The sequence below is a fragment of the Streptomyces sp. NPDC050448 genome (assembly GCF_040655295.1).
Taxonomy (GTDB): domain Bacteria; phylum Actinomycetota; class Actinomycetes; order Streptomycetales; family Streptomycetaceae; genus Streptomyces.
This window is the reverse complement of sequence record NZ_JBFAJR010000006.1, coordinates 221,661-247,367: the sequence shown is the minus strand read 5'-3', so window position 1 is coordinate 247,367 and position 25,707 is coordinate 221,661. Positions and strand designations below refer to the sequence as shown.

The 25,707-nt window shown below is 73.9% G+C and carries 21 protein-coding genes, 1 tRNA gene and 2 pseudogenes; 8 read left to right on the top strand and 16 right to left on the bottom strand.

What is annotated here, in order from left to right; all coding sequences use genetic code 11:
* Positions 1-72: 72 nt before the first annotated feature.
* The 3 genes from AB0I68_RS10990 to AB0I68_RS10980 all read right to left on the bottom strand — a co-directional run bounded on the left by AB0I68_RS10990 (position 73) and on the right by AB0I68_RS10980 (position 5,359).
* Complete coding sequence (locus AB0I68_RS10990; RefSeq protein ID WP_363176920.1) at positions 73-2,598, bottom strand: Helicase associated domain protein; 2,526 nt, start codon at positions 2,596-2,598, stop codon at positions 73-75.
* 290 nt (positions 2,599-2,888) lie between these two features.
* Complete coding sequence (locus AB0I68_RS10985; RefSeq protein WP_363176918.1) at positions 2,889-4,625, bottom strand: sigma-70 family RNA polymerase sigma factor; 1,737 nt, start codon at positions 4,623-4,625, stop codon at positions 2,889-2,891.
* Between the two features lie 77 nt (positions 4,626-4,702).
* Positions 4,703-5,359 (bottom strand): MerR family transcriptional regulator, encoded by a 657-nt coding sequence (locus tag AB0I68_RS10980; RefSeq protein ID WP_363176917.1) that lies wholly within the window; start codon positions 5,357-5,359, stop codon positions 4,703-4,705.
* A gap of 128 nt (positions 5,360-5,487) precedes the next feature.
* Here AB0I68_RS10980 and AB0I68_RS10975 point away from each other — a divergent pair, with 128 nt between their 5' ends.
* Positions 5,488-5,616 (top strand): hypothetical protein, encoded by a 129-nt coding sequence (locus AB0I68_RS10975; RefSeq protein WP_363176916.1) that lies wholly within the window; start codon positions 5,488-5,490, stop codon positions 5,614-5,616.
* A gap of 30 nt (positions 5,617-5,646) precedes the next feature.
* Positions 5,647-6,492 (top strand): hypothetical protein, encoded by an 846-nt coding sequence (locus AB0I68_RS10970; RefSeq protein ID WP_363176915.1) that lies wholly within the window; start codon positions 5,647-5,649, stop codon positions 6,490-6,492.
* Between the two features lie 124 nt (positions 6,493-6,616).
* On the opposite strand, the gene AB0I68_RS10965 is transcribed toward AB0I68_RS10970, so the two are convergent.
* Positions 6,617-7,357: an IclR family transcriptional regulator C-terminal domain-containing protein gene (locus AB0I68_RS10965; RefSeq protein WP_363176914.1), complete on the bottom strand. Its 741-nt coding sequence runs from the start codon at positions 7,355-7,357 to the stop codon at positions 6,617-6,619.
* A 50-nt stretch (positions 7,358-7,407) separates the two neighbouring features.
* On the opposite strand from AB0I68_RS10965, the pseudogene AB0I68_RS10960 reads away from it, so the two are divergent.
* Positions 7,408-7,458 (top strand): annotated as a pseudogene (locus AB0I68_RS10960) (hypothetical protein); the annotation flags it as partial.
* A gap of 109 nt (positions 7,459-7,567) precedes the next feature.
* Here the strand turns inward: AB0I68_RS10960 and AB0I68_RS10955 are convergent.
* The 4 genes from AB0I68_RS10955 to AB0I68_RS10940 form a co-directional block, all read right to left on the bottom strand.
* Positions 7,568-8,452, bottom strand: coding sequence for an aldo/keto reductase (locus AB0I68_RS10955; protein ID WP_363176913.1), 885 nt, complete (start codon positions 8,450-8,452; stop codon positions 7,568-7,570).
* Positions 8,453-8,801: 349 nt separating this feature from the next.
* Positions 8,802-10,091 carry a serpin family protein gene (locus AB0I68_RS10950; protein WP_363176912.1) on the bottom strand — a complete coding sequence of 430 codons (1,290 nt, stop codon included), beginning with the start codon at positions 10,089-10,091 and terminating at the stop codon, positions 8,802-8,804.
* A 183-nt stretch (positions 10,092-10,274) separates the two neighbouring features.
* Entirely contained in the window at positions 10,275-10,802 is a 528-nt protein-coding gene (locus tag AB0I68_RS10945; RefSeq protein ID WP_363176911.1) for a DUF4352 domain-containing protein, read from the bottom strand.
* 441 nt (positions 10,803-11,243) lie between these two features.
* Positions 11,244-11,441 carry a hypothetical protein gene (locus AB0I68_RS10940; RefSeq protein ID WP_363176910.1) on the bottom strand — a complete coding sequence of 66 codons (198 nt, stop codon included), beginning with the start codon at positions 11,439-11,441 and terminating at the stop codon, positions 11,244-11,246.
* 253 nt (positions 11,442-11,694) lie between these two features.
* Between AB0I68_RS10940 and AB0I68_RS10935 the strand changes: the two genes are divergently transcribed.
* Positions 11,695-11,768: transfer RNA gene (locus AB0I68_RS10935), tRNA-Trp, on the top strand.
* A 712-nt stretch (positions 11,769-12,480) separates the two neighbouring features.
* Here AB0I68_RS10935 and AB0I68_RS10930 read toward each other — a convergent pair.
* Positions 12,481-12,642: a hypothetical protein gene (locus tag AB0I68_RS10930; RefSeq protein WP_363176909.1), complete on the bottom strand. Its 162-nt coding sequence runs from the start codon at positions 12,640-12,642 to the stop codon at positions 12,481-12,483.
* Between the two features lie 1,045 nt (positions 12,643-13,687).
* Here AB0I68_RS10930 and AB0I68_RS10925 point away from each other — a divergent pair.
* Positions 13,688-14,119, top strand: a complete 432-nt coding sequence (locus AB0I68_RS10925; protein ID WP_363176908.1) for a hypothetical protein — start codon at positions 13,688-13,690, stop codon at positions 14,117-14,119.
* On the opposite strand, the gene AB0I68_RS10920 is transcribed toward AB0I68_RS10925, so the two are convergent.
* Both AB0I68_RS10920 and AB0I68_RS10915 read right to left on the bottom strand, forming a co-directional pair.
* Positions 14,116-14,514: a VOC family protein gene (locus tag AB0I68_RS10920; RefSeq protein ID WP_363176907.1), complete on the bottom strand. Its 399-nt coding sequence runs from the start codon at positions 14,512-14,514 to the stop codon at positions 14,116-14,118. The genes AB0I68_RS10925 and AB0I68_RS10920 overlap by 4 nt on opposite strands.
* A gap of 123 nt (positions 14,515-14,637) precedes the next feature.
* Positions 14,638-16,278, bottom strand: coding sequence for a N,N-dimethylformamidase beta subunit family domain-containing protein (locus AB0I68_RS10915; RefSeq protein WP_363176906.1), 1,641 nt, complete (start codon positions 16,276-16,278; stop codon positions 14,638-14,640).
* Positions 16,279-16,391: 113 nt separating this feature from the next.
* On the opposite strand from AB0I68_RS10915, the gene AB0I68_RS10910 reads away from it, so the two are divergent.
* Positions 16,392-16,538: a hypothetical protein gene (locus AB0I68_RS10910; protein ID WP_363176905.1), complete on the top strand. Its 147-nt coding sequence runs from the start codon at positions 16,392-16,394 to the stop codon at positions 16,536-16,538.
* Between the two features lie 459 nt (positions 16,539-16,997).
* On the opposite strand, the pseudogene AB0I68_RS10905 reads toward AB0I68_RS10910, so the two are convergent.
* From AB0I68_RS10905 to AB0I68_RS10890, 4 genes and pseudogenes are all read right to left on the bottom strand, one after another.
* Positions 16,998-19,391, bottom strand: a pseudogene (locus AB0I68_RS10905) (polysaccharide lyase 8 family protein).
* A 77-nt stretch (positions 19,392-19,468) separates the two neighbouring features.
* Positions 19,469-20,308: a sugar phosphate isomerase/epimerase family protein gene (locus AB0I68_RS10900; RefSeq protein ID WP_363176904.1), complete on the bottom strand. Its 840-nt coding sequence runs from the start codon at positions 20,306-20,308 to the stop codon at positions 19,469-19,471.
* The gene (locus tag AB0I68_RS10895; RefSeq protein ID WP_363176903.1) at positions 20,305-21,468 is read right to left on the bottom strand and encodes a dihydrodipicolinate synthase family protein; all 1,164 of its coding nucleotides are present in this window, start codon (positions 21,466-21,468) and stop codon (positions 20,305-20,307) included. The genes AB0I68_RS10900 and AB0I68_RS10895 overlap by 4 nt, the downstream gene beginning before the upstream one ends.
* Complete coding sequence (locus tag AB0I68_RS10890) at positions 21,465-22,616, bottom strand: Gfo/Idh/MocA family oxidoreductase (RefSeq protein ID WP_363176902.1); 1,152 nt, start codon at positions 22,614-22,616, stop codon at positions 21,465-21,467. Before AB0I68_RS10890 ends, AB0I68_RS10895 begins: the two co-directional genes overlap by 4 nt.
* Positions 22,617-22,817: 201 nt before the next feature.
* Between AB0I68_RS10890 and AB0I68_RS10885 the strand changes: the two genes are divergently transcribed.
* Both AB0I68_RS10885 and AB0I68_RS10880 read left to right on the top strand, forming a co-directional pair.
* Positions 22,818-23,894 carry a LacI family DNA-binding transcriptional regulator gene (locus AB0I68_RS10885; RefSeq protein ID WP_363176901.1) on the top strand — a complete coding sequence of 359 codons (1,077 nt, stop codon included), beginning with the start codon at positions 22,818-22,820 and terminating at the stop codon, positions 23,892-23,894.
* Entirely contained in the window at positions 23,891-24,697 is an 807-nt protein-coding gene (locus AB0I68_RS10880; RefSeq protein ID WP_363176900.1) for a sugar phosphate isomerase/epimerase family protein, read from the top strand. The genes AB0I68_RS10885 and AB0I68_RS10880 overlap by 4 nt, the downstream gene beginning before the upstream one ends.
* Here AB0I68_RS10880 and AB0I68_RS10875 read toward each other — a convergent pair.
* Entirely contained in the window at positions 24,685-25,668 is a 984-nt protein-coding gene (locus tag AB0I68_RS10875) for a hydroxyacid dehydrogenase (protein WP_363176959.1), read from the bottom strand. The genes AB0I68_RS10880 and AB0I68_RS10875 overlap by 13 nt on opposite strands.
* Between the last annotated feature and the right edge of the window lie 39 nt (positions 25,669-25,707).

Below are 25,707 nucleotides of genomic sequence, written 5' to 3'. Positions count from 1 at the left end.
CCGCCGTCTCTTTCGGATCGCGTCGGCGCTCCCTCGTCGACGGGACGCGGGCCGGCCGCCGGCCGGCGCCGCTCAGGCGGACGCCGACCAGCGCATGCCGAGCGCATCGAGGGCCGCGACCCGGTCCGGGGCGAGGGCCGACGCGCGGGAGCGCTGGTTGGCCATCCAGGCACCCAGGCGCAACTCCCGGCCGCCGACCCGCTCCACGTGCTTGCGGGGAACCCGGAGGTGGTGCTCGCGGGCGTGGAACTGGCGGGCCGCAGCCAGGTGGTCCGCCCATTTCTCGGCCTGGGTGCGCCGCGGCTGCGGGCGCTCGGCCGCGGTCGCCTCGGTCACGCCGAGCGTGTGCTCCAGCAGCCAGCGCTGCGACCAGGCCAGCTGCTCCCAGGCGAGCCGCTGGGCGCGGGCCCACCGGCCCAGGTCCTCGCCCTGGACGACCACCTCGCCGGGGGCGAGCGGCAGCCGGCCGCCCGCGTCGAGGTGGACGCGGGTCAGGTGGAAGGCGCGCTGCCAGGAGATCTCCCAGGCCGGGCACCAGGACGCGTCGATGGCCTCCAGGGCCTCCCGGCGCTCCTCCGGCAGGGACCCGGGGCCCTCGCGGCGGGCGGCGGCCCGCTGGTTCTTGACCCATACCCCGACCGGTGCGCCGCGCCAGGTGGCCTCCACCGGCGGCAGCAGGTGGCCGTGTTCCGCCGCCCAGCCGCGGGCCGCCGCGAGGCCCTCGTCGAAGGCCACGTCGAAGTGGCTCCAGACCATGCCGAGTGCGTCCAGCTGCGCGACCCGCTCCCGGCCGAGGGCGCCCCGGCGGTGGGTGCGCCGTACGTCCGCGATCCACTGGCCCAGCGGGAACCGGGCCAGCCCGGGCGGCCAGGCCTCGGCGACCGGCGGCGGACCCGGCAGGGCCTGCGTACCCGGTGGGGCCTGCGTACCGGGCGGGGCCTGCGTACCCGGTGGGGCCTGCGGAGCCTTCGGCACCTTGAAGGCGAACGGCACCCGCAGATCCCCGGCCCTGGCGGCGTAGATCCGGGAGGCCTCCACCCCGCGCCGCCAGTGCTCGCGCTCCGGGTGCAGGACGCGCAGCCGGATGAACGCCGCCAGCAGCGCCGGATCCCGCGGGGTGGAGAAGCTCAGCAGGGCCTGCGCCCCGGTCCGCATGCCGGCGCCCGTCACGGCGTCGGTCGCGGATTCCGCCCGCCTGCGGCTCGGCGCCTGCGGCTGGGCCAGCGCCTCGACGAGCCGGGTGTCGTGCGCCCGCAGCGCCTCCAGCAGCCGCGCGAGGTCACCGTACGAGCGCGAGGTCAGCATCGACTCGGGCGTCTCGCCCGGCCCCAGCAGCACCGGGACCACCAGCGAGGCGACCTTGCCCTCCCCGGGCCGGATGCGCAGCGCCCGCCCGACGGCCTGGACCAGGTCGGGCATGGAACCCCGGACGTCGGCCCAGAAGACCGAGTCGCACTCCTTGGTGTCCACGCCCTCGCCCAGCACCCGGACACTGCCGAGGAAGGCCTTGTCGGCGACCCGGTCCGCCGCGAACGCGTCCAGCACCCGGCGCCGGTGCGCCGCCGTGTGCTGTCCGCACAGCCAGTCCGCCCAGACGGTACGGGGATACACCGGCTCCGGCGTGTCACTCGCGGCCCGCAGCCGCTCCGCCACCGCCGGCAGCCCGGCCGCGAAGGCCTCGGCCTCCCTGGTCAGGTGATGGAAGACGAGGGTCCGCCGGAACCCCTGGTCGGCCGCGGCCTTCACCAGCGCCGCCTGCAGGGCCGCCAGCCGCGCCCCGCGCACGGCGTCCGAGCGCCCGTCGGCGCCCAGCAGCACGGCCGCCTGGAACCCCGGATCGCTGACGTCCACGCACACCACCCGGTACGGGGCGCAGATCCCCCGGTCGATGGCCTCCGCGAGGGACAGGGTGTGGCAGCGCGCGCCGAACGGGCCGTCCGCGTCGTCCTCCATGGACGCGACGAGGTCGCCCTGCCCCCGCGGGCCGCCTGCCTCTGCCTCCTCGCCCTCCTCCGGCTCCTCGCCGTCCTGCCAGACCCGGGGCGTGGCCGTCATGTACAGCCGCCGTACGGCGGGGATCCGGGTGTTGTCGTGCACCACGGCCCACGGTTTGCCCATCCGCCCGGACGTACGGTGCGCCTCGTCGACCACGATCAGGTCCCAGCCCGGCAGCCCGGCGAGATGGGCGCGCTCGATCGTGCCGAGGCCCAGCGAGGCGTACGTGGCGAACACCGTCACCCGGTCCGCCGGCCGGCCGGCCCGGCGGGCCAGTTCGGCCGGATCGGTGGTGGTCGGCATCCCCGCGTCCTCGCCGCGCAGCGAGCACACGGCGAGGGCCCGCCCGGTCCGGCCGCCCTCCCGCCAGGCCGTCGCCGTCTGTACGAGCAGGTCCAGCGAGGGCACGAGGACCAGCACCCGCCCGGCCCGCAGTTCCTCGGCGGAGCGCACGGCGACCAGGGACTTCCCGGAGCCGGTGGCCATGATCACCTGGGTCCGCAGCCCGGCCTCGGGCACCCGGCCGCCGGCGGGCAGCTCGAGCGCCCGCAGCACGGCGTCGACGGCCTCGCGCTGGTGCGGACGGAGTTCCTTCTTCGCCATGTGCCGTTCTCCGTCCGCTCTGATCAGCCCTTTCGGATCCAGTCTCCATCCTGCACGGAGTTTGAAGCATGTGGGGCCTGTACGAGCAGAGCGTTCGGGTCACCCTCGACGCGACGGCGCGACCGTTTTGCCGGCCAGGTGGAGAGGCCGACGCCCGGCCGGGGCGGCACCACGTGGAAGTGCAAGTGCGGAACGGACTGCTCCGAGCCGGGTCGAGGTGCGGGCCACCCGGCGGGCGCCGTCCTTGGCGATCAGCGTGCAGAACACGCAGCCGGCATCCGTCACCGGGGTCACATCCGGGCGCCGAAGTTCTGCGTCCACCAGGGGCCGCCCGGGCCCGTGTGGATGCCCACGCCGATGTCCTTGAAGGAGCAGTTGAGGATGTTGGCGCGGTGGCCCGCGCTGTTCATCCAGGAGTCCATGACCGAGGCCGCAGTCTGCTGGCCCCGCGCGATGTTCTCCCCGTACGTCGACCAGCGGTACCCGGCGTCCGTCGTCCGCTTCCCCGGGTCGGCGCCGTCGGGATCGGTGTGGTCGAAGTAGTTCCGGGCCGCCATGTCGTCGGAGTGCCCCTGTGCGGCGGTCCGCAGCTGCGAGTCTTCCTTCAGCGGGCCGCAGCCGGCCTTCGCGCGCTCGGAGTTCACCAGCGCGATGACCTGGCCCGCGACCCCAGCCGGGGCGGGCGCCGGAGCGGGCGCGGACGGGCGCGGCGCCGGAGCCTTGGACTTGGTCGGCGTCGGGCTCGGACTCGGGCTCTCGGCGGACGGGCTCGGCGAGGCGGAGGCCGACGGGGAGGGGGAGGCGGACGCGGAGGGCGAGGCCGGGTCCGAGGGGGACGCGGAGGCGGAGTCGGTCGCCGACAGCGCGGAGAGAGGGGCGGCGGGTGCGGCGCCCGTGTCCTTGTCGCCCGAGCCGGGGAACCCGCTGAGGTACGCGAGACCGCCGCCCGCGACACACGCGGCGAGCACCGCGCCGCCGACCGCGCGGCGGCGGCTCTGCCTGCGCTTGCGGCGGCCGCCGCGGCCGCCGCCGGGGGCGGTGTCCGGTATGCCGCCCTGGCCGGAGACGGTGGGGGTGAGCTGCGTCGCGGCGTCGGAGAAGTCCGTGCCGTCGAAGCCCGTTCCCGTTCCTGTTCCCGTGCCGCCGAGGCCGCCCGCCTGGGCGGCCGCGCCGCCGTCCGAGGCGTACGCCGCGTCCGCCGGGGCGAAGTGCGCGCCGGCCGAGGCGAAGCCGCCGGCCGCGGCCGACCGTACGCCGGCCAGCAGGGCGGCCGAGACCGGTACCAGGGCCAGACCCGCCAGCAGCCCCTCCGCCGGGAGCAGTCCGCTCCACAGTCCCGCGCACCGCACGCACTCGCGGGCGTGCCGGGCTATTCGCTTGCGCCACAGCGTCGACGGCAGCCCGTCCCAGCCGGCCGTCACCGTCCGCAGTCCCTCGCACGGGGGCTGTGCGCCGAGCGCCCGCTCCACCACCCGGGCCGACTCCAGCTGCGCCTTCATGCGCTGCACCCGTACCGCCGTGTGCTGCGGGGACAGTTCGAGGGCCGCGGCCACCTCGGCACGGGTCAGCTCACCGGCGCACTCCAGCCACCACAGCGACAGCAGCGCCCGGTCGTCGGTCTCCAGCCAGCGGGTGGCGCGGGCCGTCTCCCGCTGCTGGCCTTCGAGCTGGAGCCGCAGGACGGTCAGGTCCACGAAGTCGGCGCCCGGGTCGGCCAGCTCCCAGGCGGCTTCGAGTCCGCTCTCGCCGGGAGCGCTGTGCCGGGCCTGCCAGTGCGCCCGGACCCGGTTCATGGCGATCGCCACCAGCCAGGACCGGAAACTGTCGTCCGACCGCAGCGTGCCCAGCCCGTCGAGGGCCCGCAGCATCGTGTCCTGCACCACGTCGTCCACGTCGCAGGAGCCGTTCAGTGCGCGCCCGACGATGTTGTAGACGAGCGGCAGATAGGTGCCGACCAGCTCGTCCTGCGCGCGGGGATCGCCCGCGCGGGCCGCTGCCACCAGCGCTGCCGTGTGCTGTGTAGTCATGTGAGGTTTCCCTGTCCGTACCGGCGGTCGATGATGCCCGATACATGGGAGACCGTCGAGCGCGGCCCGGATAACGGTTATCCGGAAGAAGAATCTGAAGAACTTTCCGGGGCCTGTGGAGGGTAGCGCCGCGCAGAGGCGTCCACCTGGGCGAGGCGCCGCAGCGCCGCCAGCACGGCATCCCCCAGGACGGTGGCCACCACCACGCGCTCGACGAGGTCCTCCGGCCGCTGCCGGCGGGCCACGAAGGCGAGGTCGGCGGCGGCGATCCGCTCCCCGGCGGCAGCGAACTCGTCGAGGTAGTCGAGATAGTCCCCGTGTCCGACCGACAGGACGGAGGCCATCGCGGCGGTGAGGGCCTCGACCGCCGGGTGCCCCGGTTTGACCTCCCAGCCGCGCCGCGCGATCAGCTCGTCGGCCATGGCCCGGGCCTGGACCCGTACGGCGCCGTCGGAGTCGACCGGGTCGGGGAGGGCGAGGTCCACGGTCCTGGCGGCCGCGCCCAGGAGCTGGTGCACCGGGCGCTCGTGGTCCTCCACCGCCTCGACCACTTTGCCGACGGAGGCCAGCGGCAGTCCGCCGATGTCGGTGAGGGCGCGGATCAAGTGCAGGCGGCGCAGGTGGGCTTCGCCGTAATGGGCCTGGTTGGGGCTGGTCAACTCCCCGGCGGGGAGCAGTCCTTCCCGGAGATAGAACTTGATCGTGGGCACCGGAACGCCGCTCGCGCGACTCAACTCTCCTATGCGCAAAGTGAATTCTCTCTTTCGAACGGGCCGGGGCCTTGCGGTGGCGGACCACGTTATGGATAGTGAAGCTATCGGAAAATGGACAGTGTGACTATCCATTATGGGGGAATCGTAGGATGCGGATCCATAGCGCAGGATGGCATCGGCCGCTGCTGCTCTTCACGGCGGCCATGGGGGTGATGACCCTGGTCTCGGGGGTCGGGCTGCTCGTGGACGACCGGATGCTCGTCGGATCGCCGATCTGACACAGACCCCTCAAGTTCTCCCTCTCGTTCGTGCTGTACGGGCTGACCCTGGCCTGGATGCACTCGCTGCTCACCCGATGGCAGCGCACCAGCTGGTGGGCCGGGATCGTCGTCGTGGCGGCGAGCGTGGTGGAGATGGTGATCATCGTGGGGCAGGTGGTGCGCGGCAAGCGCAGCCACTTCAACACCGAGACCTCAACGGATGCGGCCCTGTACGGCCTGATGGGCATGACGGTGGTGGTGCTGTGGCTGGCCACCCTGCTCATGGCGGTGGTGCTGTGGCGCCAGCCGCTCGCCGACCGGGCCACCCAGTGGGCGATCCGGCTCGGCTCGGTGATCGGGCTGGCGGGGCTGTCCGTCGGGTTCCTGATGACCCAGCCCACCAGCGCCCAGTCGTCGGGGCGGATCACCGGCACGGCCGGCGCGCACAGCGTCGGGATCACGGACGGCGGGCCGCACATGCCGGTCACCGGCTGGGAGTCCACCGGGGGCGACCTGCGGATCGCCCACTTCGTCGGCATGCACGCGCTCCAGGTGCTGCCGCTGGTGGCGCTGGCGCTCGCCTTCGCGGCCCGGCGGTACGGATGGGCGGCCGACGCGGGGGTGCGGCCGCGCCTCGTACTGGTGGCCGGGCTCGGGTACGCAGGGCTGGTCGGGCTGACCGTCTGGCAGGCCCTGCGCGGGCAGGCGCTGACCTCGCCCGACGGGCTGACGCTGGGGGTCGCCGGGGCGCTGGCCGCGGTGGTGGCCCTCGCGGCCGTGGTGGTTCTGCTGGTCGGGGCCGCGCGGGGCCGGGGCGGTTCGGCCGGTCCGGGCGCAGCCGTCGGCCCGGACGGCCGGGCCGGCGCCCTGGCCGGTGCCGCGCCCCGGGGCTGAGCGGATACCGGGCCGATCGGTGAGGGGTCCCGCGTCCACATCCGGACGCGGGACCCCTTTCGTATCAGAGCAGCGCACGGCAGATTGCGGCAGCGCACGGCGATTCACACCGGCTCCCGGCGGCTCACAGCAGCGGAGCCAGTGCCTCCGTGGCCGCGCGCAGGGCAGGCGCGTACGCCTCGATCTCCTCGCGGGAGACGATCAAGGTGACCGTGGTGACGCTGACCCCGCCGATCGGCCGGCCGGCCGGGCCCAGGATCGCGGCGCCGATGCACCGGATCGTCGGCCCGTTCTCCTCGTCGTCCACGGCGAAGCCCCTGGCGCGGACCGCCTCCAGCTCCGCCAGCAGCGCCTCGGGGCTGGTCAGTGTCTTCGGCGTGCGGCGCGGCAGCCCCGCGCTCGCGATCAGCTCCGACACCGAGGGCGACCGGGCCTTCGTCTGCTGGCGCACCCGCAGCGCCGGTTCCACCCTCTCCCTCCGGCACATCGAGTCCTGGCGGGACTGCTGACCGGCACGAAGGCCCTCATCACCAGCGGGATCACCGGCGCACTGTCCCCGACCGGCCGCGATGCGGTGGTGGCCGCCGCCGAGACCGTGCACGACGCCGGCGGGCACGTCTCGTACGACCCCAACTACCGCTCCCGCCTGACCGGTCGGACCGAGGCCCGGGAACTGCTGGCCCGGATCGCCCCGCTGACCGGTCTGCTCAAGACCTCCTGCCCGGCCGACGCGCAGGCCCTGGTCGCAGCCCGCGACCCGCGCACCGCCGCCGCCCGCTATCGGGCCCTCGGCGCCCGTACCGTCGTCGTCACCGCAGGCGCCGACCGGCTGCTGCTCGACGACGGCACGCGGGCGGACCACCACCCCGTACCCGTCACCCGGCTCCGGTCGACGCGACCGGAGCCGGGGACTGCTTCACCGGAACGGCCACGGCCCGGCTCGCCCTGGGCGACCGCCTCGCCGACGCCGTCGCGTACGGCATGGCGGCCGCCTCCCTCTCGGTGTCCGGGCGCGGAGGCACCGGACGCGTCCCCGCGTTCCCCGAGACGGCGGCGCTGGCCGCCGCCCACCCCCTTAGGCGCCTTCGAGGAGTGCGATCTCCTCCGGGGGCAGCCGGAGCGCGCCGGTGGCGATGTTCTCGACCAGGTGGTCGGGGTTCCCGGTGCCCGGGATGGCCAGGACGTGCGGGCCGCGGTTCAGGGTCCAGGCGAGCCGCAGCTGCGCCGCCGACACGCCGTGGGCCCTGGCGACGGCCTGTACCTGCTCGGAGTCCTCCGTGATCACCCCGGCCTCCTTGCCCGAGCCGGCGATCGCGTAGAACGGCACGAAGGCGATGCCCTGTTGCCCGCACGCGTCGAGGAAGGCGTGGTCCTCGGCCGGGGCGCCGATCCCGTACGGGTTCTGCACGCACACGACGGGCGCGATGGCCTGGGCCTCGGCGAGGTGATCGGGCCGTACGTTGGACACGCCGAGGTGGCGGATGAGCCCGGCCGTACGCAACTCGGCGAGCGCACCGAAGTGCTCGGCGATCGAACCGGTGGTCTCGCGGCGCGGTATGCGCAGGTTGACCACGTCCAGGTGGTCCCGGCCCAGCTGGCGCAGGTTCTCCTCGACCTGCCCGCGCAGCTGCTCGGGCGTGGCCCACCACCACTCCCCGGCGCAGTCCCGGCCCGGCCCGACCTTGGTCGTGATGACGAGGTCGTCGGCGTACGGGGCCAAGGCCCGGTTGATCAGCTCGTTGGCGGAACGTGACGGGGAGAAGTAGAAGGCAGCGGTGTCGATGTGGTTCACGCCGAGCTCGACGGCCCGCCGCAGTACGGAGGTCACCCGCTCGCGGTCGCTGGGGGAGCCGTCGGCGAGGTGCGTCAGGCGCATGGCGCCGAAGCCGATGCGGCGGACGGTGAGGTCGCCGAGCCGCCATGTGCCGGATGCTGCCGCGGTGATCGTTTCGGAGGTCATGGCGTGAGGGTAACCGGGTGGTCGGGCGGGAGGTGCGGTGGACGGCGGCCGCCCCGAAGCCGTCGAAAGGCCGGCAGGAGCCGGATCCCGGCCGTCCTCAGGGCGGTTCCCTCGTCGCCGGTCACCGCCTGCCCGGTCGGCGTGCGGCGGGCCGGCGGTCGATCGCCCCTACCGTTGCCTGCTCCATGGCCGGGAGCCCACGCCGGACACGCGACGCCCGGGGGCGATCAGCGGATCCGGATCCGTGCCCCGGCCGGTGGCGAGCACCAGGCGGGTGGTGCGGTGCACGGCGAGGAAGCCGAACGGGCGGTCGATGGGGCCCGGCTCTCATGGCGGGCAGCGTACGGGCTCAGCGGCCGGTCGCCGGATCCACCTCGGGCTCGTCCTCGTCCTGCTCGTCCTCGTCCTGCTCCTCCTCGGCCCGCTTCTCCTCGTCCGTCTTCTCCTCCTTCTGCTCCTCCTCGTACGGGAGGGGGTCCGCGACCCAGCCTGCGGCCAGCACCAGGCGGGACGTGCGGTGGACGGCGAGGAAGCCGAACGGGCGGTCGAAGGAGACCGCGGCCTGGCGGACCCGGTACCGGAGGCGGGGGAGGGCGCAGCCCGCGACCGCAGCGACGGCGGTCACGGCCGCGGCATCGAAGCCCTCGGCGCGGAAACGGGCCATCGCGGACTGCCGGGCCGAGCCGATGGCCAGGGGCTCGGAACTGATCCCGGGGAAGTGCCCGGAGCCGGTGTTCGTCGCGGTGTGCAGGCCGAACAGCAGGGCGTGGTCGAGGAGATCGTGGTCCGCCCTGACATCGAAGGCCACCGTCTTGATGAACAGAGAGGCTTCGGGATCCGCCGACCGGACCGTCCCGATGCGCAGGCCCGGCCCCGGGGTTCCCCCGGGGAGCAGACTCGCGCCCGTCGAGGGGACGGCCCGGGTGACGGCAGCGATGCCGGCGGCGAGTACCTGGCCCGGGCAGGTGGTGGACTCGCCCAGCACAAGGTGGACGTCCACCCCGCCGTCGCCGACCACTTCGAGCAGCGTGACGGGGCCGGCCGGCGTCTGCGCCACCCGAGCACGGTCCAGCAGGGAGGTGCTGCGGCGCAGCCCGAGTGCCGAGCGCCCGGCCCACGGCCCTTCGGACGGTTCGACGATTCCGGGCCAGAAGGGCTGGATCCACTTCAGCCGCAACGCGAGCGCCGAGGCGAGGACCATCAGAGTGTCGTTCGTCAGATCGACAGGCATCCGCTCGATCAGCCCGCCGGTCTGCTGCTCGGCCCACCCGTCGAGTGCCTTGCGGTCGGTGGCCTCGTCGCCGGTCAGGGTGCCGTGGGTGCCGCCGGGGAGGGCGGTCAGCCATGGTGCGTGCAGAGGGAGTTCCGGTCTGGTCCACAGTCCGGTGGCCGCCTGGAGGCCTCGTACGCCGGCCAGGTCGGTCAGGAGCTCCCGGGCCGTCTCGGTCGCGGCGTCGGCGGGTATGCCGAGGGCTTCGGCGAGTTCGGTGCGGGCCGGGCCGCCCGCACCGTCCGCGAGGAAGGCCAGCAGGGGCCAGACTCCGGCTGCCGTGAGGATGGTGCCTTTGTCCTGTGTGACCGCCTGTCGGACCCAGCGCGTGGTGAGTCGGTTGACCGCCCGTACCGTCGTGTTCCTCATGGCGGGCAGCGTACGGGTGGGACGCCGCCGGGCCGGTTCGATTTCCGCGGCCCGCGGCGCCGGTCTCGTGGCCGGTCAGCGGCCGTGCGGGCCCCGGTCGACGGCCGTCATCAGCTCGCCGTCGGCGGTGTCCGCGTCCAGGGACCACAACATCGCGCCGCCCAGGCCGTTCTCGTCGCTCCGCTAGGAGAGGCTCCAGTGCCCGACGTCATCGGCGAGGCCGGCGTTCAGGGCGAACTGGACCGCGGCGAGGCCGGCGTCGTTCGGCAGGCGGAAGGTGACGAAGCCGAGCGCCGAGTCGCCGGGGGCGAGGGTGACGGTGTCGGGGAAGGCGGGACCGGCGGTGGTCGTGGTGTTGGAGCCGGTGAACCGCTGCCCGTCGGAGTCCAGCAGGTGCGAGGCCTTCGCGGGGGAGTCCTTGTACGCGGCGGTCCCGGTGTTCTCCAGCCGGAGCTGTACGGCGACCAGTCGATCCGGGTCGGAGTCGGAGTCGGAGCCTGGGGGCGCGGGATCCGCCGGGTCGACGACCCGGGTGAGGGTGACGTCGAGGTGCCGGCCGGGCTCATTGCCGGAGAGCGGGATCGTCTCGCCGGAGCCGCCCGGGCCGAGGGCGGCGCCGAGCAGGGCGGGGGTGAGGACGGCGAGGGTCGCCAGGGGGCTTCGGAGGCGGCGCGGCAGGCGTGGCCGGGGCGGTCGGGGCGGTCGGCGCATGGCGGAACCTCCTCCCGGATTCCCCTGCCCACGATCCACCGCGCCCCCCGTTCCCGCACCTGCGGGAGCCACGACCGGCTGCTGCCCGCGCAGGGAGCTCCCGCCTCTGCAGACCCCGTCAGAGTCCCCGCCCCTGTTCCGCGAGTCCGGCGATTCGCTGGACGTCGTCGCCATCGCCGTCGCCATTGCCATCGCCGTCATCGCCGCGGCCGACGGCCGTGCACCCCGGGCTCGCGGCGGCCCGCATCGTCATACGGGGAGGGAGCGGCCGGGCGAGCGCCGCCCGCTGCACATCGCGACCGACCGGCTCGGACATCGCCCGGAGACGGCGGCGGCGATCGGCATCCTGGTCGCCGCCGGAGCCGCCCCGCGGCCCGGTTCGTCGGGTCGCACGCCGAGACCCCGCTGCACTGGGCCGCCGCCGACGTGGAGGCCGTCGACTCACCCGTCGCGCCCGGCGCAGCCATCGGCGGCGGCACCCCGCTCGCGGACGCGTGAGCCTTCGGCCAGTGGCGCCCCGCCCGCCGACTGCTCGAACTCGGCGCCCGCTCCAAGCTCCACGAGGCCGCCGCCCTCGGACTGCTCGCCCTCGTCACGGAGTTCCGCGCTGCCGGCGCCCCGCCCGCCGACCGAGCTCACCAGCGCCTTCCCGTCCGCTTGCCGCGGAGGTCAACTGTCCGCCGCGCACTACCTCCTGTCTATTCGGGTGGACGTCGACGGGATCGGGCGCGACGGCCCGACCTCGCTGGACATCGCTCTCACCAGCGGAAACGAGTCCCTGACCGACTGGCTTCGGGCCCTCGGCGCACATGCTCGAGCCGAACTTCCACCCACTTGACCCATGAATTCATTGGATCTCCGCGCCGCTCCGTGTCAGAGTTGGTCCCACCGAAGGGGTGTAGCTCAGCTGGTCAGAGCGCTGGTCTCCAAAACCAGATGTCGCAGGTTCGAATCCTGCCGCCCCTGCTTGCGTGAACTGCTGGTTCACCGCCAAGGGCCCGGGCCAGACGATGTCTGCCCGGGCCCTTGGCGTGTCGCCCTACGCTCCGACTACGTTGGGGCCACGCCCTCACGAACCAGGCGCGCGCCGAGGTCGATGGCGCACCGATTGTCGAGGATCACCCGCAGTGGACGCAGGCCTGGACTCGCTCCTGCAGGTCGGTGAGGGGCCGGTGATTGATGCACTTGCGGATCTCCCACTCCTACCCGCCGGGCAGGGTGACCGTGCCGGCCGCGTACAGGGTGGTGGCGACGTCGCCCTCGACGGGAGTCGGCGGCGTGGGCGGTTCCGTGCTCATGGCCCCCTCCAGTCTGCTGTTCTGTGGGCACAGACAGATCATGAACGGCGGAAAGGGGCGCAAGCAGAGTGATCGCGGTCCACCCGCCCGACGTATCCGGCGGCCGGTGCGGGCACGTCGACTCGGAGATCCTCGGCCTCGCCCGCAGCCTGCGGGAACTCGTCGAGTTCTTGCGGCGGGCTGGCCCGGACCGGGGGACGGAGCAAGTTGCCGCCTCGCCGCCGATCGAATGGCGGGGAGACGGGTCCGGGACGTGGCCGGCGCCGTAGGCGCGCGGCGGCCCTCCCGTGGGGAGCCGGGAGGGCGACAGGCCCGGGATGATCCGGAACCACACCATACGCACGCGAAATCCGGCGGGCGGTAGGCGTAGGCGAACCGGCTCAGCTCGCTTGCTCGCCCTCCCAGCGCGCCAGGAGCTCGGCGACGCGCGGATACCGCTCAAGGAACTCGGCATCACTCAGGTCTGCATCGGCTCCCGTCAGGACCGTGCGGACGGCGGTGCCGTTCGACAGCGTCATCGCTCTGGTGTGGAACTCGGTCACGGGACCTCCAGCGTCGTGCGGCTGAGGCGATCACGATCCGCCCGCGACGCGACTACGTCAACCCTTGCGGACGGATTCACTCCGGTCGTCACACACAGTCGACCACTTGCCCGTCCTCGGTGAGCCGGCGCCAGAAGCTGTCCTCGGACTCATGCGCGGTGGTGTGCCTCCACGGCGTCCGGGGTTTCCGGCAGCAGATTCCGGTCGGCAGCCTGCGGGTGGGACTTCGTCGTGCCGTACACGCGGTACACGAGACCTCCTCGATGGCGGGCTAGCGCTTGACGTCTTGGTAGGTGAGGCGACGGACGGCGGCCATTGCCTGGATGTGGAGCTTGCACTCGAAGAGGGTGCGCCGCTGGGATCCGGTCAGCTCGCTCGGTAGCTGTTCCACCTGATCCCAGGCGACGCTGCGAAGCGATCGGAGCACGCCCCAACTCGCCGTGCTCTAGGGCGGCCCGCAAGCCCTTGATGCTTGCTTCAAGCTGGTCGAGGATCTTGCGATGCTTCTTCGCGAGCTTCTTCTTCCGCTGTTTCTCCTACGCCGTCACGGCCTGCTTCAGCGACCGTCGTTCCTCCCATGTCGGACCGCCGGTGAACAGATGGACGCGTGGTCGGGCGCGGTGTGTCATGCGGTCTCCTGGTCTTCCAGCCTCGCGGCGAGCCCGTAGACGGGGTGGTCGTCGAGGCTCCGCGGTCGGGGTTCCGCGGTTCCGCCCAGCCGTGGAACGGATCCCGATACCGCAGCCGCACGCCGAGCATCACTTCGGGCGGCCGTTCACGGTACTTTCGGAAGAGCCCGTCACCGTGCGACTCTTGACCATTGCAGCTCCGGCACAGGCGAACGCCGTCCGCGTGGCTCCGTCTTCCAGGCTAGCCAGAGGTGTGACCTCCCGGGACCAGTACGCAGGAATCCTGGCGGCAAGGCGTTCCTCGTGGCGGCGCTGTTCTGCGGCAAAGCCCTCATCGCGCACCCTCCGGAGATCGGTAGGCAGGTGCCTGCCACACAACTGTGGATCTCCCCCTAGGCCGTCGGGCTGTCCCCTGCGTGGTGGCCCTGCACGAGGACCCGGAGGCCATGCGGCGCCTGGCCGCATCGGCGCACGTCCTGCTGCGCAGCAGCGTGGCCACGGCCCGGCGGCTGCCGCCGGACGTGGTGGAGCGGCTGGCCCGGGACGAGGACGCGGAGGTCCGGCTCCGCGCAGCGACCGATCCCCGCCTGTCCGGCTCCTCGCGGATCCGGACGACGGCGTACGGGCGATGGCAGCCCGGCATCCCGGGCTGCCGGCGCTCGTCGCGGTCGCGCTCCTCGGCGACGAGCGGACGGCCGGGGCCGCGGCCCGGAACCCGCGCTGCCGGTGGCGGTCATGCGGCGCATGACCGCCTGAGCAGCCGGCCAGGCCGTCTCTTCCGGATCTCACCCCCCCGCTACCGCTGGGGGGGGGTGCCCCAGGTCCGCGAGATCCGAAAGGCGATTTAGCCGGCCGTGGGCTCCGCGTAGCCGTACGGGCGGGTGATGATCTCCATTCCGTGGCCCGACGGGTCCAGGAAGTAGACGCCGCGGCCGCCGTCGTTGTGGTTGATCTCGCCGGGCTGCTTCATGTACGGGTCGGCGAAGTACGGGACCCCGCCCGCCCGGATCTTCCCGAACGACACGTCGAACTCCTCCTCGGAGAGGAGGAACGCGTAGTGCTGGGAGGTGATGGACTCGGCCGGGACGGTCGCGAAGTCCAGGGTGACGCCGTTACCGGTGTCGACGGGGACGAACGGCCCCCACTCGGTCCCGACCTCGAGGCCGAGGATGTCCGCGAGGAACTCGGCGGCCTCCCGGTTGTTCCGGGAGTGGATGATCGTGTGGTTCAGCTGTACTGACATGAGTGAATGCCTCCGCAAGGCACATCACGGGCACCTCCATGCCTCACCCGGTCGGTGACCGACACGCGATGCCGTGATCACGATCCTAAACACCCCTTCCGGGCCCAGTCCACCGCATTCCGGTCACGGCGAACCCCCGTACACCGCCTTGACGTTGTCCTGCGCGGGGTGCGTGCGCCCCGCCGGGCCCGCCGCGAACGCCCGCAGCAGGTTCTCCGTCACCCGGGTGGTCAGCGCCCCGGCCCTCGCGTCCAGGCCGTGGTTGGCCCCGCTGCGGCCGTCGCCCGTCGCGTCCAGGGCCTCCACCCACCGCATGGTCCCGGTCGCGAACACCCCCGCGCCGCTCGGCACCGTGTAGTACGCCGTGTCCTGGTGGCTGGGCCGGCCCTCGCACACCACGGGGGAGTGGGCCAGGATCTCGATCGGCCGGGGCGTCGGGAAACCTGTGTTGACCTTGTCGTACTCCACCCCCACCAGGTGCGCGAAGCCGTCGCCCGCCTTCACGCCGGTGCCCTCGAAGAGCCAGTGGCCCGGGTTGGTCACCACGTACGGGGCGTCCACCGGGTAGCCGTCGTAGATCACGCCGAGCAGCGAGCTCTCCGGGTCGGCGCCGGGCGCCGAGCGGAAGTCGACCGTGGCCGGGTGGCCCCGCTTGAACCCGGGGTCCTGGTCGTAGGAGGACTTGTAGCAGGCCACCGTGCGGTCCGGCCCGAGATCCGAGGGCTCCAGCCGGATCCGGCGGAAGCAGCAGTTCGCTCCCAGGATCGCGATGTTGGTCCCGGCGTCCCGGGCGGCGGTGAAGCGGGCCCGCTGCTCGGGTGACCAGTACTCGTCGTGGCCGAGCGAGAGCACCGCCGCGGCCCCGTCCAGCAGCCGCTTCTCCCGCGCCACGTCGGTGGTCGTCGTGTAGGCCAGGGGTATGCCGAGGCGCTCGGCGAGGGCGAGCAGCGGAGCCTCGTACACCAGGAACAGCCCCGCGCCGTCGTCGTACTCGTACGGCCGGTCGAACGTGACGGAGAGGGAGCGCGAGGCGTAGCCGCCGCTGGGGCCGTCGTAGCTGCCGTAGCCGCCCCACCGGTTGTACGCCTGCCAGGTCGCCACCGCGTTCACCACGACCGTACGGCCCGCCGTCGCCGCCGAGCGGACGGTGACCGGGACGAAGCGCTGGCCCTCGCCGCCCTGCGCGTCGAGCCGCAGCAGGTAGCAGCCCTCCGGCCAGTCCTTGGTGTCGACGGTGGCCGTACGGGGCCACCGGGTGCGGACCATCCGCGTCGCGGAATCCACCGTGTGTTCCGGCTGCCGTACGCCGGGCAGGGCCTCGGACCGCCACACCAGCCGGGCCCGGGCGCCGCCGTACCAGCCCATCCGGTAGGCGGAGACGGTGAACCGGGGCGCGGTGGTGGACACGTGCAGGCCGAAGGGCTCGCCGGGCAGGACGCTGACCTTGTCGGCGAAGCCCTCGATGGCCCGGGCCGGGCCGGCCTTGGTCACGTGCCAGTCGGCATGCCCGGGCTTGGCGTTCTCGGCCTCGACGTCGAAACCGGCCGGTCCGCTCTTCCCGGCCCGGCCGCCGGGCGTCGGCCCCGTGGATCTGCCGGTCACCCCGCCCGCTGCCCCGCCGTCAGCCCCCTCGGCGCTTCCGTTCGCGCAGCCGGCCACGGCCCCGAGCCCGGCGGCGGTAGCCGCGCCCGTCGCGATCGTGAGGAACCGCCGTCTGCCGTCGCCGCCGCCGTCCCCGGCCCCGTCCATGTGTTCCTGATCCATGGAGGGCACGTTATGTCACCCTTGACGCCCCTCTGATACCGGCCCGCCGTCCTCCTCGTGGTCTACGCTGCGGCCCGTAGCCCCGTCGGCAACCGATCGCGAGGGAAGGCAACATGACGGGCGACACCCCGCACAGCGGGATACCCGGACTCGGTACGGTCCGGCAGCTGTGGCAGCTGCTCGAACCCGTCCACCCCGTCGTCTCCCACACCCCCGAGTCCTACGAGGAGGCCGGAGCCCCTCGGCGACGCCACCGATGAGCGCCGGCCGATGCACTCCGCCTTCCGCGCCGCCCCGCTCGGCCCGGCCGGGCCGGGCCGAGCTCGTGGGCTCCTCTTCTACAGCTTCAGCCCGCACATGGTGGAGCAGTACGTCTCCCGGGCCTGGCTCACCGCCCCGCCGGTCCGGGTCCTCGAAGCGCGCCTCCGCCGTGGACGCGGGCGCTGCGCACTCTCCTCGGCGAGCGCGCCGCCTCCCCGGACCTGCCCGAGGCGGCCGAGCCGGCCCGCCGAGCCGCCGAGGCCGCAACGGCCGGCGCCGGGCGCCCGCCGGCCGCCGTGAACGCCGCCCTGGCCTGGCCCGAGGCCCCAACGCCGTGCTCTGGCCGGCGGCCACGATCCTGCGCGAACTCGACGGGGACGGCCACCTCGCCGTCCTCCAGGCCCACCGCCTCGACCCGGTCGAGTCGCTGGTGCCGCACGCCCGCGGCTCTCCCCGGCTCACCCCAGCCGCACCACCACCTGCCGGCCGGCCCCCGCCGCCGCGGTGAGATCCCCGAAGCCGAGCCGCAACTGCGCTCCGGTGGCCTCCGAGACCAGACTCGGCGGCCGGGACAGCACGGCGGCGACGGGCCGGTTCCACACCACGGTCAGCGAGGTCAGCACTCGCGCCGGGTCCGAGACGCAGACGGCGGCCGTACCGTCCGGTCTTTCCCGGACCGTCACCGAACAGGGTGCTCCCGCCTCCAGCGGACCGGCCGATCCGGCCTGCCAGAAGTTGACCCCGGTGAAGCCCAGCGAGGGTACCGAGACGCCCTGGGCCGTCTCCGAGTTGGCGAGCACGGAGAACCACCCCGTGGCGGCGGCCCGGGCGGCGGTCTGGGCCGCCGTCGCCCCCGGCAGCAGCTGGTGGACGTAACCGGCGCCGGCCGGGGCCGTGCCGTGGTCGTACCAGAGGGTGAGGTAGCGCCGGGTCAGGGCCGTGGTGGACCCGCCCCGGTTGACATCGCTCCACCGGCCGGTGCGCGCCTCCCGCAGGGCCTGGAACGACCCCGGGCCCGACATCACGTACCCGCCGAAGCCCGCCAGGTGTGCCCAGCCGGGGGAGGGGAAGGCCGCCGACCAGCCGAGGGCGGTCGGCTGGACCGTGCCGCCCACGGTCAGCGCATGGGTGCCGGAGGCGCCCAGATTGCGGTTGTCGACCACCGTTTCGACCGCGGCCCCGTCCGTGCAGCGGATCCCGGCGCCCAGGCAGACGATCGTGTCGGCGAGGAAGAACCAGGACGTCCGGGCCGTGAGCGTGCTGCCCAGGCCCCGCAGGTGCTGGCCCACCGAGGCGAACTCCCCGTCGGTCGTACCGCCCACCCAGGCGGCGTCGGGCCGGGACGCCCCCCAGTCACCGCCCGCCCCGTCGGCGAGTACCTTCCGCGACACGGTGGTCCCCGGCAGCCGGTACGGGTCCACCGTGGGCCAGAAGGCGTCCGAGTACTGGCCGTTGCCGTACGTGGCCCCCCACCAGGAGAGCATCCCGCTCCCGGTGTGCCAGCCGCGCAGGTTCTCCCCGTTGCCCGTCTCTTAGTGGGCGATCCGCTTCGAGGCCATGGACAGTGAGGCCGCCCAGCCGGGCCGCCGGTGCGTGGCCCGGTCCATGGACGCGAACAGCCGGTGCCCGACCGGCTCGGGCAGCGCCGTGACCGACGTGTCGGATTCGACCTCCGCCAGCCGGGCGAGGGAGGACAGCGCGAGCGCCGTGTCCGCGAGGGGCGGGCTGTAGTAGTCCCGGGCCGTCCACCCCTTCACCAGCCCCCGCCAGCGTGCCCGCTCGGCGGTGCTCGCGCCTTCCGCGAGGAGCAGGATCGCGGCGAGCACGGCATGCCCCCGGGCGTGGTCGTCCTGCTGGACCTGCCGCGGGTCGGCAGTCATCAGACCCCGGCTCACGGCCCGCCCCGACACGGCATCCATGACCAGCCCGTTGAACAGGAACGGCGCCCAGGCCCGCTCCACCGCGTCGAAGGCGATCTGCGCCCCGGGGTCCGTCACCTGCCAGGGAGTGCCCTTCAGCAGAGCGAACAGCATCCCCAGCCCGCCGAGCAGCACCGCCCCGTACGTCCCGGTGTAGGGCACCCAGGTGTGCTGGACGAACGACCCGTCCCGGTAGAGCCCGTCGCCCGCGGTGACGTACGGGAACACCGGCGCGAGCGCGTCCCGGGCCAGGGCGATCTTCGCCGAGTCCCCGCCGACCACCCCGCGCAGCGCCAGCACCCGGCACAAGTCGACCCGGTTCGCGCCCGTACTCGTCCCGGTGTACGAGCCGACGGCCGAGTCCGGGACGAAGTGGTCCACGGCCGCGCAGAAATCGGTGAGCCGGGCGGCCGGCAACTCCTCGTACAGCAGCACGCACAGGTCCAGGAGGGCCTGCGGGGCGCCGATCTGCCAGCAGTACCAGTTGCCGTACCGCACCTGGCCGGTGTGGTAGACGTCCGTGTGCAGATGGTCCAGCCCGGCCAGTAGGGCAGAGCGCAGAGCGCCGTCCCCGGTGAGCCCGGTCCCGGGCCGGACACAGGCCTCCGCCATCGTCCGCAGCCGGTAGTAGCTCTGCATCATCATCTCGGGGTCTCTGCCGTACCCCAGGTCCGGCCACAGCGAGCCGGGCGCCGGAGCCATGGCGGACCGCCATCCGCCGGCCAGGGCGCCGAGATCGGCGAGTCTCGAGCGGAACGGCTCGGCCGCGGCCGGGATGTCACCGCCCAGGAAGAGCTCGCGCCACACCGCCCTCATGGTGTCGTGGACCTCGTCCGCCGGCGTGGCTCCCGCCCGTGCGCCGGGCGCCCCCAGCAGGAGTGCACCCCCGCCCGCGGCGGAGAGGAAGGCGCGCCGACTCCACACGTCCGTCATCGCTTGCTCCTTGTCCGATCCCGTACCGATCCCGTACCGGGCCCCGACGGCCCGTCACTCGCCCCACTCGGAAAGCCTCACGCCACGTGCTCGCGGTAGCGGTCGATCACCTCCCGCAGCACCTCGGAGCCGTCCCGCGCCCACAGCCCCGGATGGAAGATCTCCACCTCCACCGGGCCCCGATAGCCGGCCGAGTCAGCCGACTGCCGGAACGCCCGCAGATCGATGCAGCCGTCCCCCAGCTGTCCCCGGCCGAGCAGCACCCCCTCGGGGAGCGGGGTCACCCAGTCGGCCACCTGGAGCGACACGATCCGCCCGCCCGCACCGGCCCGGCGCAGGTCGGCCGGCAGCCGCTCGTCCCACCACAGGTGGTAGGCGTCGGCGACCACCCCCACCTGCCGCGCCGGGAACTGCTCGGCGATGTCCAGTGCCTGGCCGAGGGTGGAGACCACACAGCGGTCCGAGGCGAACATCGGATGCAGGGGCTCGAGCCCCAGCCGTATCCCGTGCGCGGCGGCCCACGGGGCGAGCTCGCCCAGGACGTCGACGATCCGCCGGCGCGCTCCCACCAGGTCCCGATCGCCGTCGGGCAGGCCCCCCGAGACCAGGACCAGCGTGTCGGCGCCCAGTTCGGCCGCCTCCTCCACGGCCCGGCGGTTGTCCTCGAGGGCTGCCGCCCGCCCCGCCGGATCGGCGGCGGTGAAGAACCCGCCGCGGCACAGCGAGCTGACCCGCAACCCGGCCCCGGCGATCAGCTTCGCCGTCTCGCGCAGCCCGAACTCCCGGACCGGATCCCGCCACAGCCCGACCGCGCCCACCCCGGCCGCCGCGCACCCGGCGACCAGCTCGGGCATCGACCACTGCCGGACCGTCGCCTGGTTGAGGCTGAACCGGGCCGGGGCCGGCTCCCGGCTCATGCCGCCACCCCGTACACCGCGAGGAGCTGCCGCATCCGTGCCTCGGCGAGCTCCGGATCGGGGAACAGACCCAGCAGGTCGGCCTGTTCGTACGCGGCGGCCAGATGGGGGAGCGGCCGGGCCGACTGCAGCCCGCCCACCATCGTGAAGTGCTCCTGGTACCCCGCCAGCCAGGCCAGCAGCACCACCCCCGTCTTGTAGTAGCGGGTCGGCGGGGCGAACAGGTGCCGGGACAGCGCCACCGTCGGATCCAGCAGCTCCCGGAACCCCGCGGGATCGTCCCGGTCGAGGGCGAGCGCCGCCCGGGCGGCCAGTGGGGCGATCGGGTCGAAGACGCCCAGCAGCGCGTCGCTCGCCGGCTCCCCGGCCCCGTCCCCGGCGATCAGTTCCGGATAGTGGTGGTCGTCGCCCGTGTAGCAGCGCACGCCCGGCGGGAGCCTGCGCCGGATGTCCCTCTCCCGCTCCGCGTCCAGCAGCGAGAGCTTGATCCCGTCCACCTTCTCCGGGCAGTCGGCGATGATCTTCAGGAGCACCTCGGTGGCCGCGTCGAGCTCGGCGTGGCCCCAGTACCCGGCCAGCCCCGGGTCGAACATCGGGCCCAGCCAGTGCAGTACGACCGGCCGGGCACTCTGCCGCAGCAGCCTCCCGTACACCTCCAGGTAGTCCTCCGGGCCGCGCGCCGCCGCGGCCAGCGTGCGGGAGGCCATCAGAACGGCGCCCGCCCCGCAGGCCTCAATGTGCGCGAGCTGGTCCTCGTACGCGGCGACGATCGCGGTCAGTGAGTGCCCGCAGCCCGGGGCGAGCTGGTCGGTGCCCGCGCCGCACACGATCCGGCCGCCCACCGCCCGGGCCTCGGCGGCCGAACGGCGGATCAGCTCCGCCGCGGCCGGCCAGTCCAAGCCCATCCCGCGCTGCGCCGTGTCCATGGCCTCCGCGACCCCGAGGCCCTGTGCCCACAGCCGGTGCCGGAACGCCATCGTCGACTCCCAGTCCACCACCGGACCGGCCTGCGCCGAGGCGGCGAGCGGATCGGAGACCACATGCGCCGCCGCATAGAACCTGCGGCTGCGCGCCGGACCGCAGACCAGCGGCGCGAGCGGATCGGTACAGGGCCGGTGCAGGCGGTGTCCGCCGTCCGCCGCAGGGAGCCGGATGCTCACAGGACCACCTCCGGCACCGGCAGCCTCCGGCCCTCCTCCGAGGACCGCAGACCCAGCTCGGCGAGCTGCACCCCGCGCGCCCCGGCCAGCAGGTCCCACCGCCAGGGCTCGTCGAGCACGACATGGCGCAGGAAGAGCTCCCACTGCGCCTTGAAGCCGTTGTCGAACGGGGCGTTGTCCGGGACCTCCTGCCACTGGGCGCGGAACCCCTCGGTCTGCGGCAGATCCGGATTCCAGACCGGTTTGGGCGTCGCCCCGCGGTGCTGGATGCGGCAGCCGCGCAGCCCGGCGACCGCCGACCCGTGCGTCCCGTCCACCTGGAACTCCACCAGCTCGTCACGGTGGACCCGCACCGCCCAGGAGGAGTTGATCTGCGCGACGGCACCGCCCTCCAGTTCGAAGACGCCGTACGCGGCGTCGTCCGCCGTCGCCTCGTACGGTTTGCCCTCCTCGTCCCAGCGGCGGCCGATGTGCGTACGGGCGAGGGCCTGCACCGTGCGGACCCGGCCGAACAACTCGTGCAGCAGGTACTCCCAGTGCGGGAACATGTCGGCGACGATGCCCCCGCCGTCCTGCGCCCGGTAGTTCCAGGACGGCCGCTGGGCCGGCTGCCAGTCACCCTCGAACACCCAGTATCCGAACTCCCCGCGCACGGACAGGATCTCGCCGAAGAAGCCGCCCTCGATCAGCCGTTTCAGCTTCAGCAGACCCGGCAGGAACAGCTTGTCCTGGACCACGCCGTGCCTGACCCCGGCTGCCGCGGCGAGCCGGGCCAGCTCGAGCGAGGACGCGAAGGTCAGGGCCGTCGGCTTCTCGCAGTACACGTGCTTGCCCGCCGCCACGGCCTGCCGGACCGCGGCCTCGCGGGCGCCGGTGACCTGCGCGTCGAAGTAGATCTCGACCTCGGGGTCGGCCAGCACGGCCGCCAGGTCCGTGCTGACGTGCTCCAGCCCGTGCTCCTCGGCGATGGCCCGCAGCGCAGGCTCCCGGCGCCCCACCAGCACCGGCTCGGGCCACAGCATCCTGCCGTCGCCCAGATCCAGCCCGCCCTGCTCGCGCAGGGCCAGCAGCGAGCGGACCAGATGCTGGCGGTATCCCATCCGCCCGGTCACGCCGTTCATGGCGATCTTGATCGTCCTGCGCTCCACGGTGTCCCCTCCTTCGTGCTCGTTCGCGGTCTCAACTGGAAAGCCGCGATAGAAAGCGCTTTCACCCTCATCAGGCTAGGGTCGGGAATCTCAGCCGCGCAACACTCGTTCGAGTGATAGAAAGCGCTTTCTCCGTCGGCCAGTATGGAGATCCACACACCGGATGAGACGATGACCCGGGACGAGCAGGAGGGGTGCAGGATGGCGGTGACTCTCGCCGAGGTCGCGGCGCACGCCGGCGTGTCGCCCGCGACGGTCTCGCGGGTGCTCAACGGCGGATACCCGGTGGCCGGCGGCACCCGGACCCGCGTGGAACAGGCCGTCGATGAGCTCGGCTACGTGGCCAACGGACCCGCCCGCGCCCTCGCGGCCGCCACCTCCGACCTGGTAGGCGTCCTCGTCCACGACGTCGCCGACAACTTCTTCGGCATCCTCGCCGGATCCCTGCAGAGCGCCCTCGCGCCGACCGGCCGGGGGGGCGCCCGCCGACTGGCCGTCGTCTGCAACACCGAGGGCGCCCCCGCGGCCGAACTCGCCTACCTCACCCTGCTGGAGGGCCAGCGCGCCGGCGGGGTCGTCCTGACCGGCGGCGCCGTCGAGGAGCCGGGGCACACCGCCGCGCTCACCGCCCGCGTCACCCGGATGGCGGACACCGGCGCCCCCGTCGTCCTGTGCGGTCGGCCCCCGCTGCCCGTCCCCCCCGCCCTGCCCGTGGCCACCGTCATGTTCGACGACCGCGGCGGCGCCTTCCGCCTGGCCGAGCACCTGCTGACGCTCGGCCACCGGCGCATCGCGTACGTCGCCGGCCCCCCGGGACTGAGCACCACCCGGGAGCGGCTCGGCGGACACCGCGAGGCCCTGCGACGGCACGATCCCGCCCTGCCCGAAGCCTGCGACCCGCTCACCGTGCACGCCGGCTTCGAACGCTCCGCCGGATACGACGCCACCCGCGAACTGCTGCGCCGCGGGACACCCTTCACCGCCGTCGCCGCGGCCAACGACACCGTCGCCACCGGAGTGGCCGCAGCCCTGCGCGAGGCCGGCCTGCGCATCCCGGAGGACGTCTCCGTCGCCGGCTTCGACGACCTCCCCTTCTGCGTGGACACCGCTCCCGCGCTCACCACCGTCCGGGTGCCGCTGCGTGAGGCCGGCGTACTCGCCGCCCAGCTCGTCACCGGCCGCAAGCCGCTGCCCCCGGGCGGCATCACCACCCTGCCCACCGAGCTCATGGTGCGCGGCTCCACCGCGCCGCCCCCGGCCGACGGGAGCCATCCGTGAGGTACGCCTTCTCCACGCTCGGCCTGCCCGGCACACCGCTCGACCGGAGCGCCTCCCTCGCCGCCGCCCACGGCTACGACGGCCTCGAGCTGCGCGCCCACCCCGAGGAGCCGCTGCACCCCGACAGCCCGCCGGCCGACCGCGCGGCGGGCCTGCGCACCCTCGCCGCCGCCGGCGTCGCCGTCCTCGGGGTCGCGGGCTACGCCCGGGTGGCCGCCCCCGGCGCGGACGAGCCGGTCCTCGCCGAACTGCACGACCTGGTCCGGCTCGCCGCCGACCTCGAAGCCCCCTACGTCCGGGTGTTCCCCGGCGGAGCCGAACAGCCCGCGGCCGTCGCCGATGCCCACGCCGTACGCCGGCTGGCGGCGGCGGCGCCCTTCGCCGGGCGGCACGGGGTGCGGATCCTGCTCGAGACGCACGACTCGCACCGGACCGGAGCCGCCGCCGCGCGCGTGCTGGACCGGGTCGCGCATTCCGGCGCGGGCGCGCTGTGGGACGTACTGCACACCTGGCTCGGGGGTGAGTCCCCGGCCGAGTCGCGGCGGGTCCTGGCCCGGCATCTGGGCTACGTACAGGTGAAGGACGTGGCGTCGGCGCAGGAGCTCACCCCCCTCGGGCTCGGCGCCGGAGTGCTGCCGCTCGCCGAGGCGGTGGCCGCCGTACCGCCGGACGGCTGGCTCTGCTGGGAGTACGAGAAGCGCTGGTATCCCGGCGCCGCCGAGCTGCCGGGGCAGCTCGCGCGGGGCCGGGAGCACCTGGCGCACCTGGCGGCGAGGGCGGCGACGGCGCCTCAGGCCGAGTAGGCGAGCCGCCCGCGGTCGACGGCGTAGCGGAAGTCCAGACCCATGGCGTACCGCTCCAGCTCCTCGACCGCCGTCGCCGCCAGCCGATCCAGCTCCCCGCCCAGCGAACCCGCCACATGCGGGGTGAGCAGCACGTTCGGGAGGTCGTACAGCGGGGAGCCGGAGGGCAGCACCTCGGGCTCGGTGTGGTCGAGTACGGCGTGCAGCCGCCCCGCGACCAGCTCCTCGGTCAGCGCCACGGTGTCGACGAGCGAGCCCCGCGCGGTGTTGACGAGCGTGGCGCCGTCCGGCATCAGCGCCAGCCGGGAGCCGTCCAGCAGATGACGGGTCTGGGGGAGTGCGGGGGCGTGCAGGCTCACCACGTCGCTGCGGCGCAGCAGTTCGTCGAGCCCGCAGGACTCGCCCAGCGCGGCGAGCTCGCCCGGGTCGGCGTACGGATCGTGGACGAGCACCCGCAGGTCGAAGGGGCGCAGCAGCTCCATGACGCGCCGGCCGATGAGCGAGGCGCCGACGATGCCGACGGTGCGGTGGTAGTTGCCGACGGCCGGGTAGCGGCGCAGCAGGTCGATCGGGCCGCGCGCCGCCCGGTAGGCGTGGGCGGATTCCAGGACCCGCTTGTTGGCGAACAGGATCGCGGCGAGCGTGTACTCGGCGACCGGTACGGCATTCGCGGCGGCGGCGCTGGAGACCAGCAGCCCGCGCTCCCAGCAGGCCTCCGTGACATGGTGTTTGACGCTGCCCGCGGCATGCACCACGGCGCGCAGCCGCGGCATCCGGTCCAGCGCCTCGGCATCGAGCGGCGGGCAGCCCCAGCCGGTGAACAGCACCTCGGCGTCTGCGAGGCGGCGGTGGAGCTCGGGCTCGTCGTGATCGAAGCCGGTCAGCAGCAGGTCGGCGTCCACATCGGCGACCCGGACGAGCTCGGGCAGCATCCGGCCGCTGAGGACGGCTGCCCGGGTGCCCGGGCTCATGGCGAGCACCGTGGCCGGGCGGCGCCGGGGGAGGAGACG

Bases quoted from the DNA above. Each gene is read 5' to 3' on its own strand.
- AB0I68_RS10990 (WP_363176920.1), bottom strand. From the start codon at position 2,598: ATGGCGAAGAAGGAACTCCGTCCGCACCAGCGCGAGGCCGTCGACGCC.
- AB0I68_RS10945 (WP_363176911.1), bottom strand. From the start codon at position 10,802: ATGCGCCGACCGCCCCGACCGCCCCGGCCACGCCTGCCGCGCCGCCTC.
- AB0I68_RS10950 (WP_363176912.1), bottom strand. From the start codon at position 10,091: ATGAGGAACACGACGGTACGGGCGGTCAACCGACTCACCACGCGCTGG.
- AB0I68_RS10975 (WP_363176916.1), top strand. From the start codon at position 5,488: ATGCGGATCCATAGCGCAGGATGGCATCGGCCGCTGCTGCTCTTCACG.
- AB0I68_RS10875 (WP_363176959.1), bottom strand. From the start codon at position 25,668: ATGAGCCCGGGCACCCGGGCAGCCGTCCTCAGCGGCCGGATGCTGCCC.
- AB0I68_RS10955 (WP_363176913.1), bottom strand. From the start codon at position 8,452: ATGACCTCCGAAACGATCACCGCGGCAGCATCCGGCACATGGCGGCTC.
- AB0I68_RS10915 (WP_363176906.1), bottom strand. From the start codon at position 16,278: ATGGATCAGGAACACATGGACGGGGCCGGGGACGGCGGCGGCGACGGC.
- AB0I68_RS10985 (WP_363176918.1), bottom strand. From the start codon at position 4,625: ATGACTACACAGCACACGGCAGCGCTGGTGGCAGCGGCCCGCGCGGGC.
- AB0I68_RS10910 (WP_363176905.1), top strand. From the start codon at position 16,392: ATGACGGGCGACACCCCGCACAGCGGGATACCCGGACTCGGTACGGTC.
- AB0I68_RS10900 (WP_363176904.1), bottom strand. From the start codon at position 20,308: ATGAGCCGGGAGCCGGCCCCGGCCCGGTTCAGCCTCAACCAGGCGACG.
- AB0I68_RS10885 (WP_363176901.1), top strand. From the start codon at position 22,818: ATGGCGGTGACTCTCGCCGAGGTCGCGGCGCACGCCGGCGTGTCGCCC.
- AB0I68_RS10920 (WP_363176907.1), bottom strand. From the start codon at position 14,514: ATGTCAGTACAGCTGAACCACACGATCATCCACTCCCGGAACAACCGG.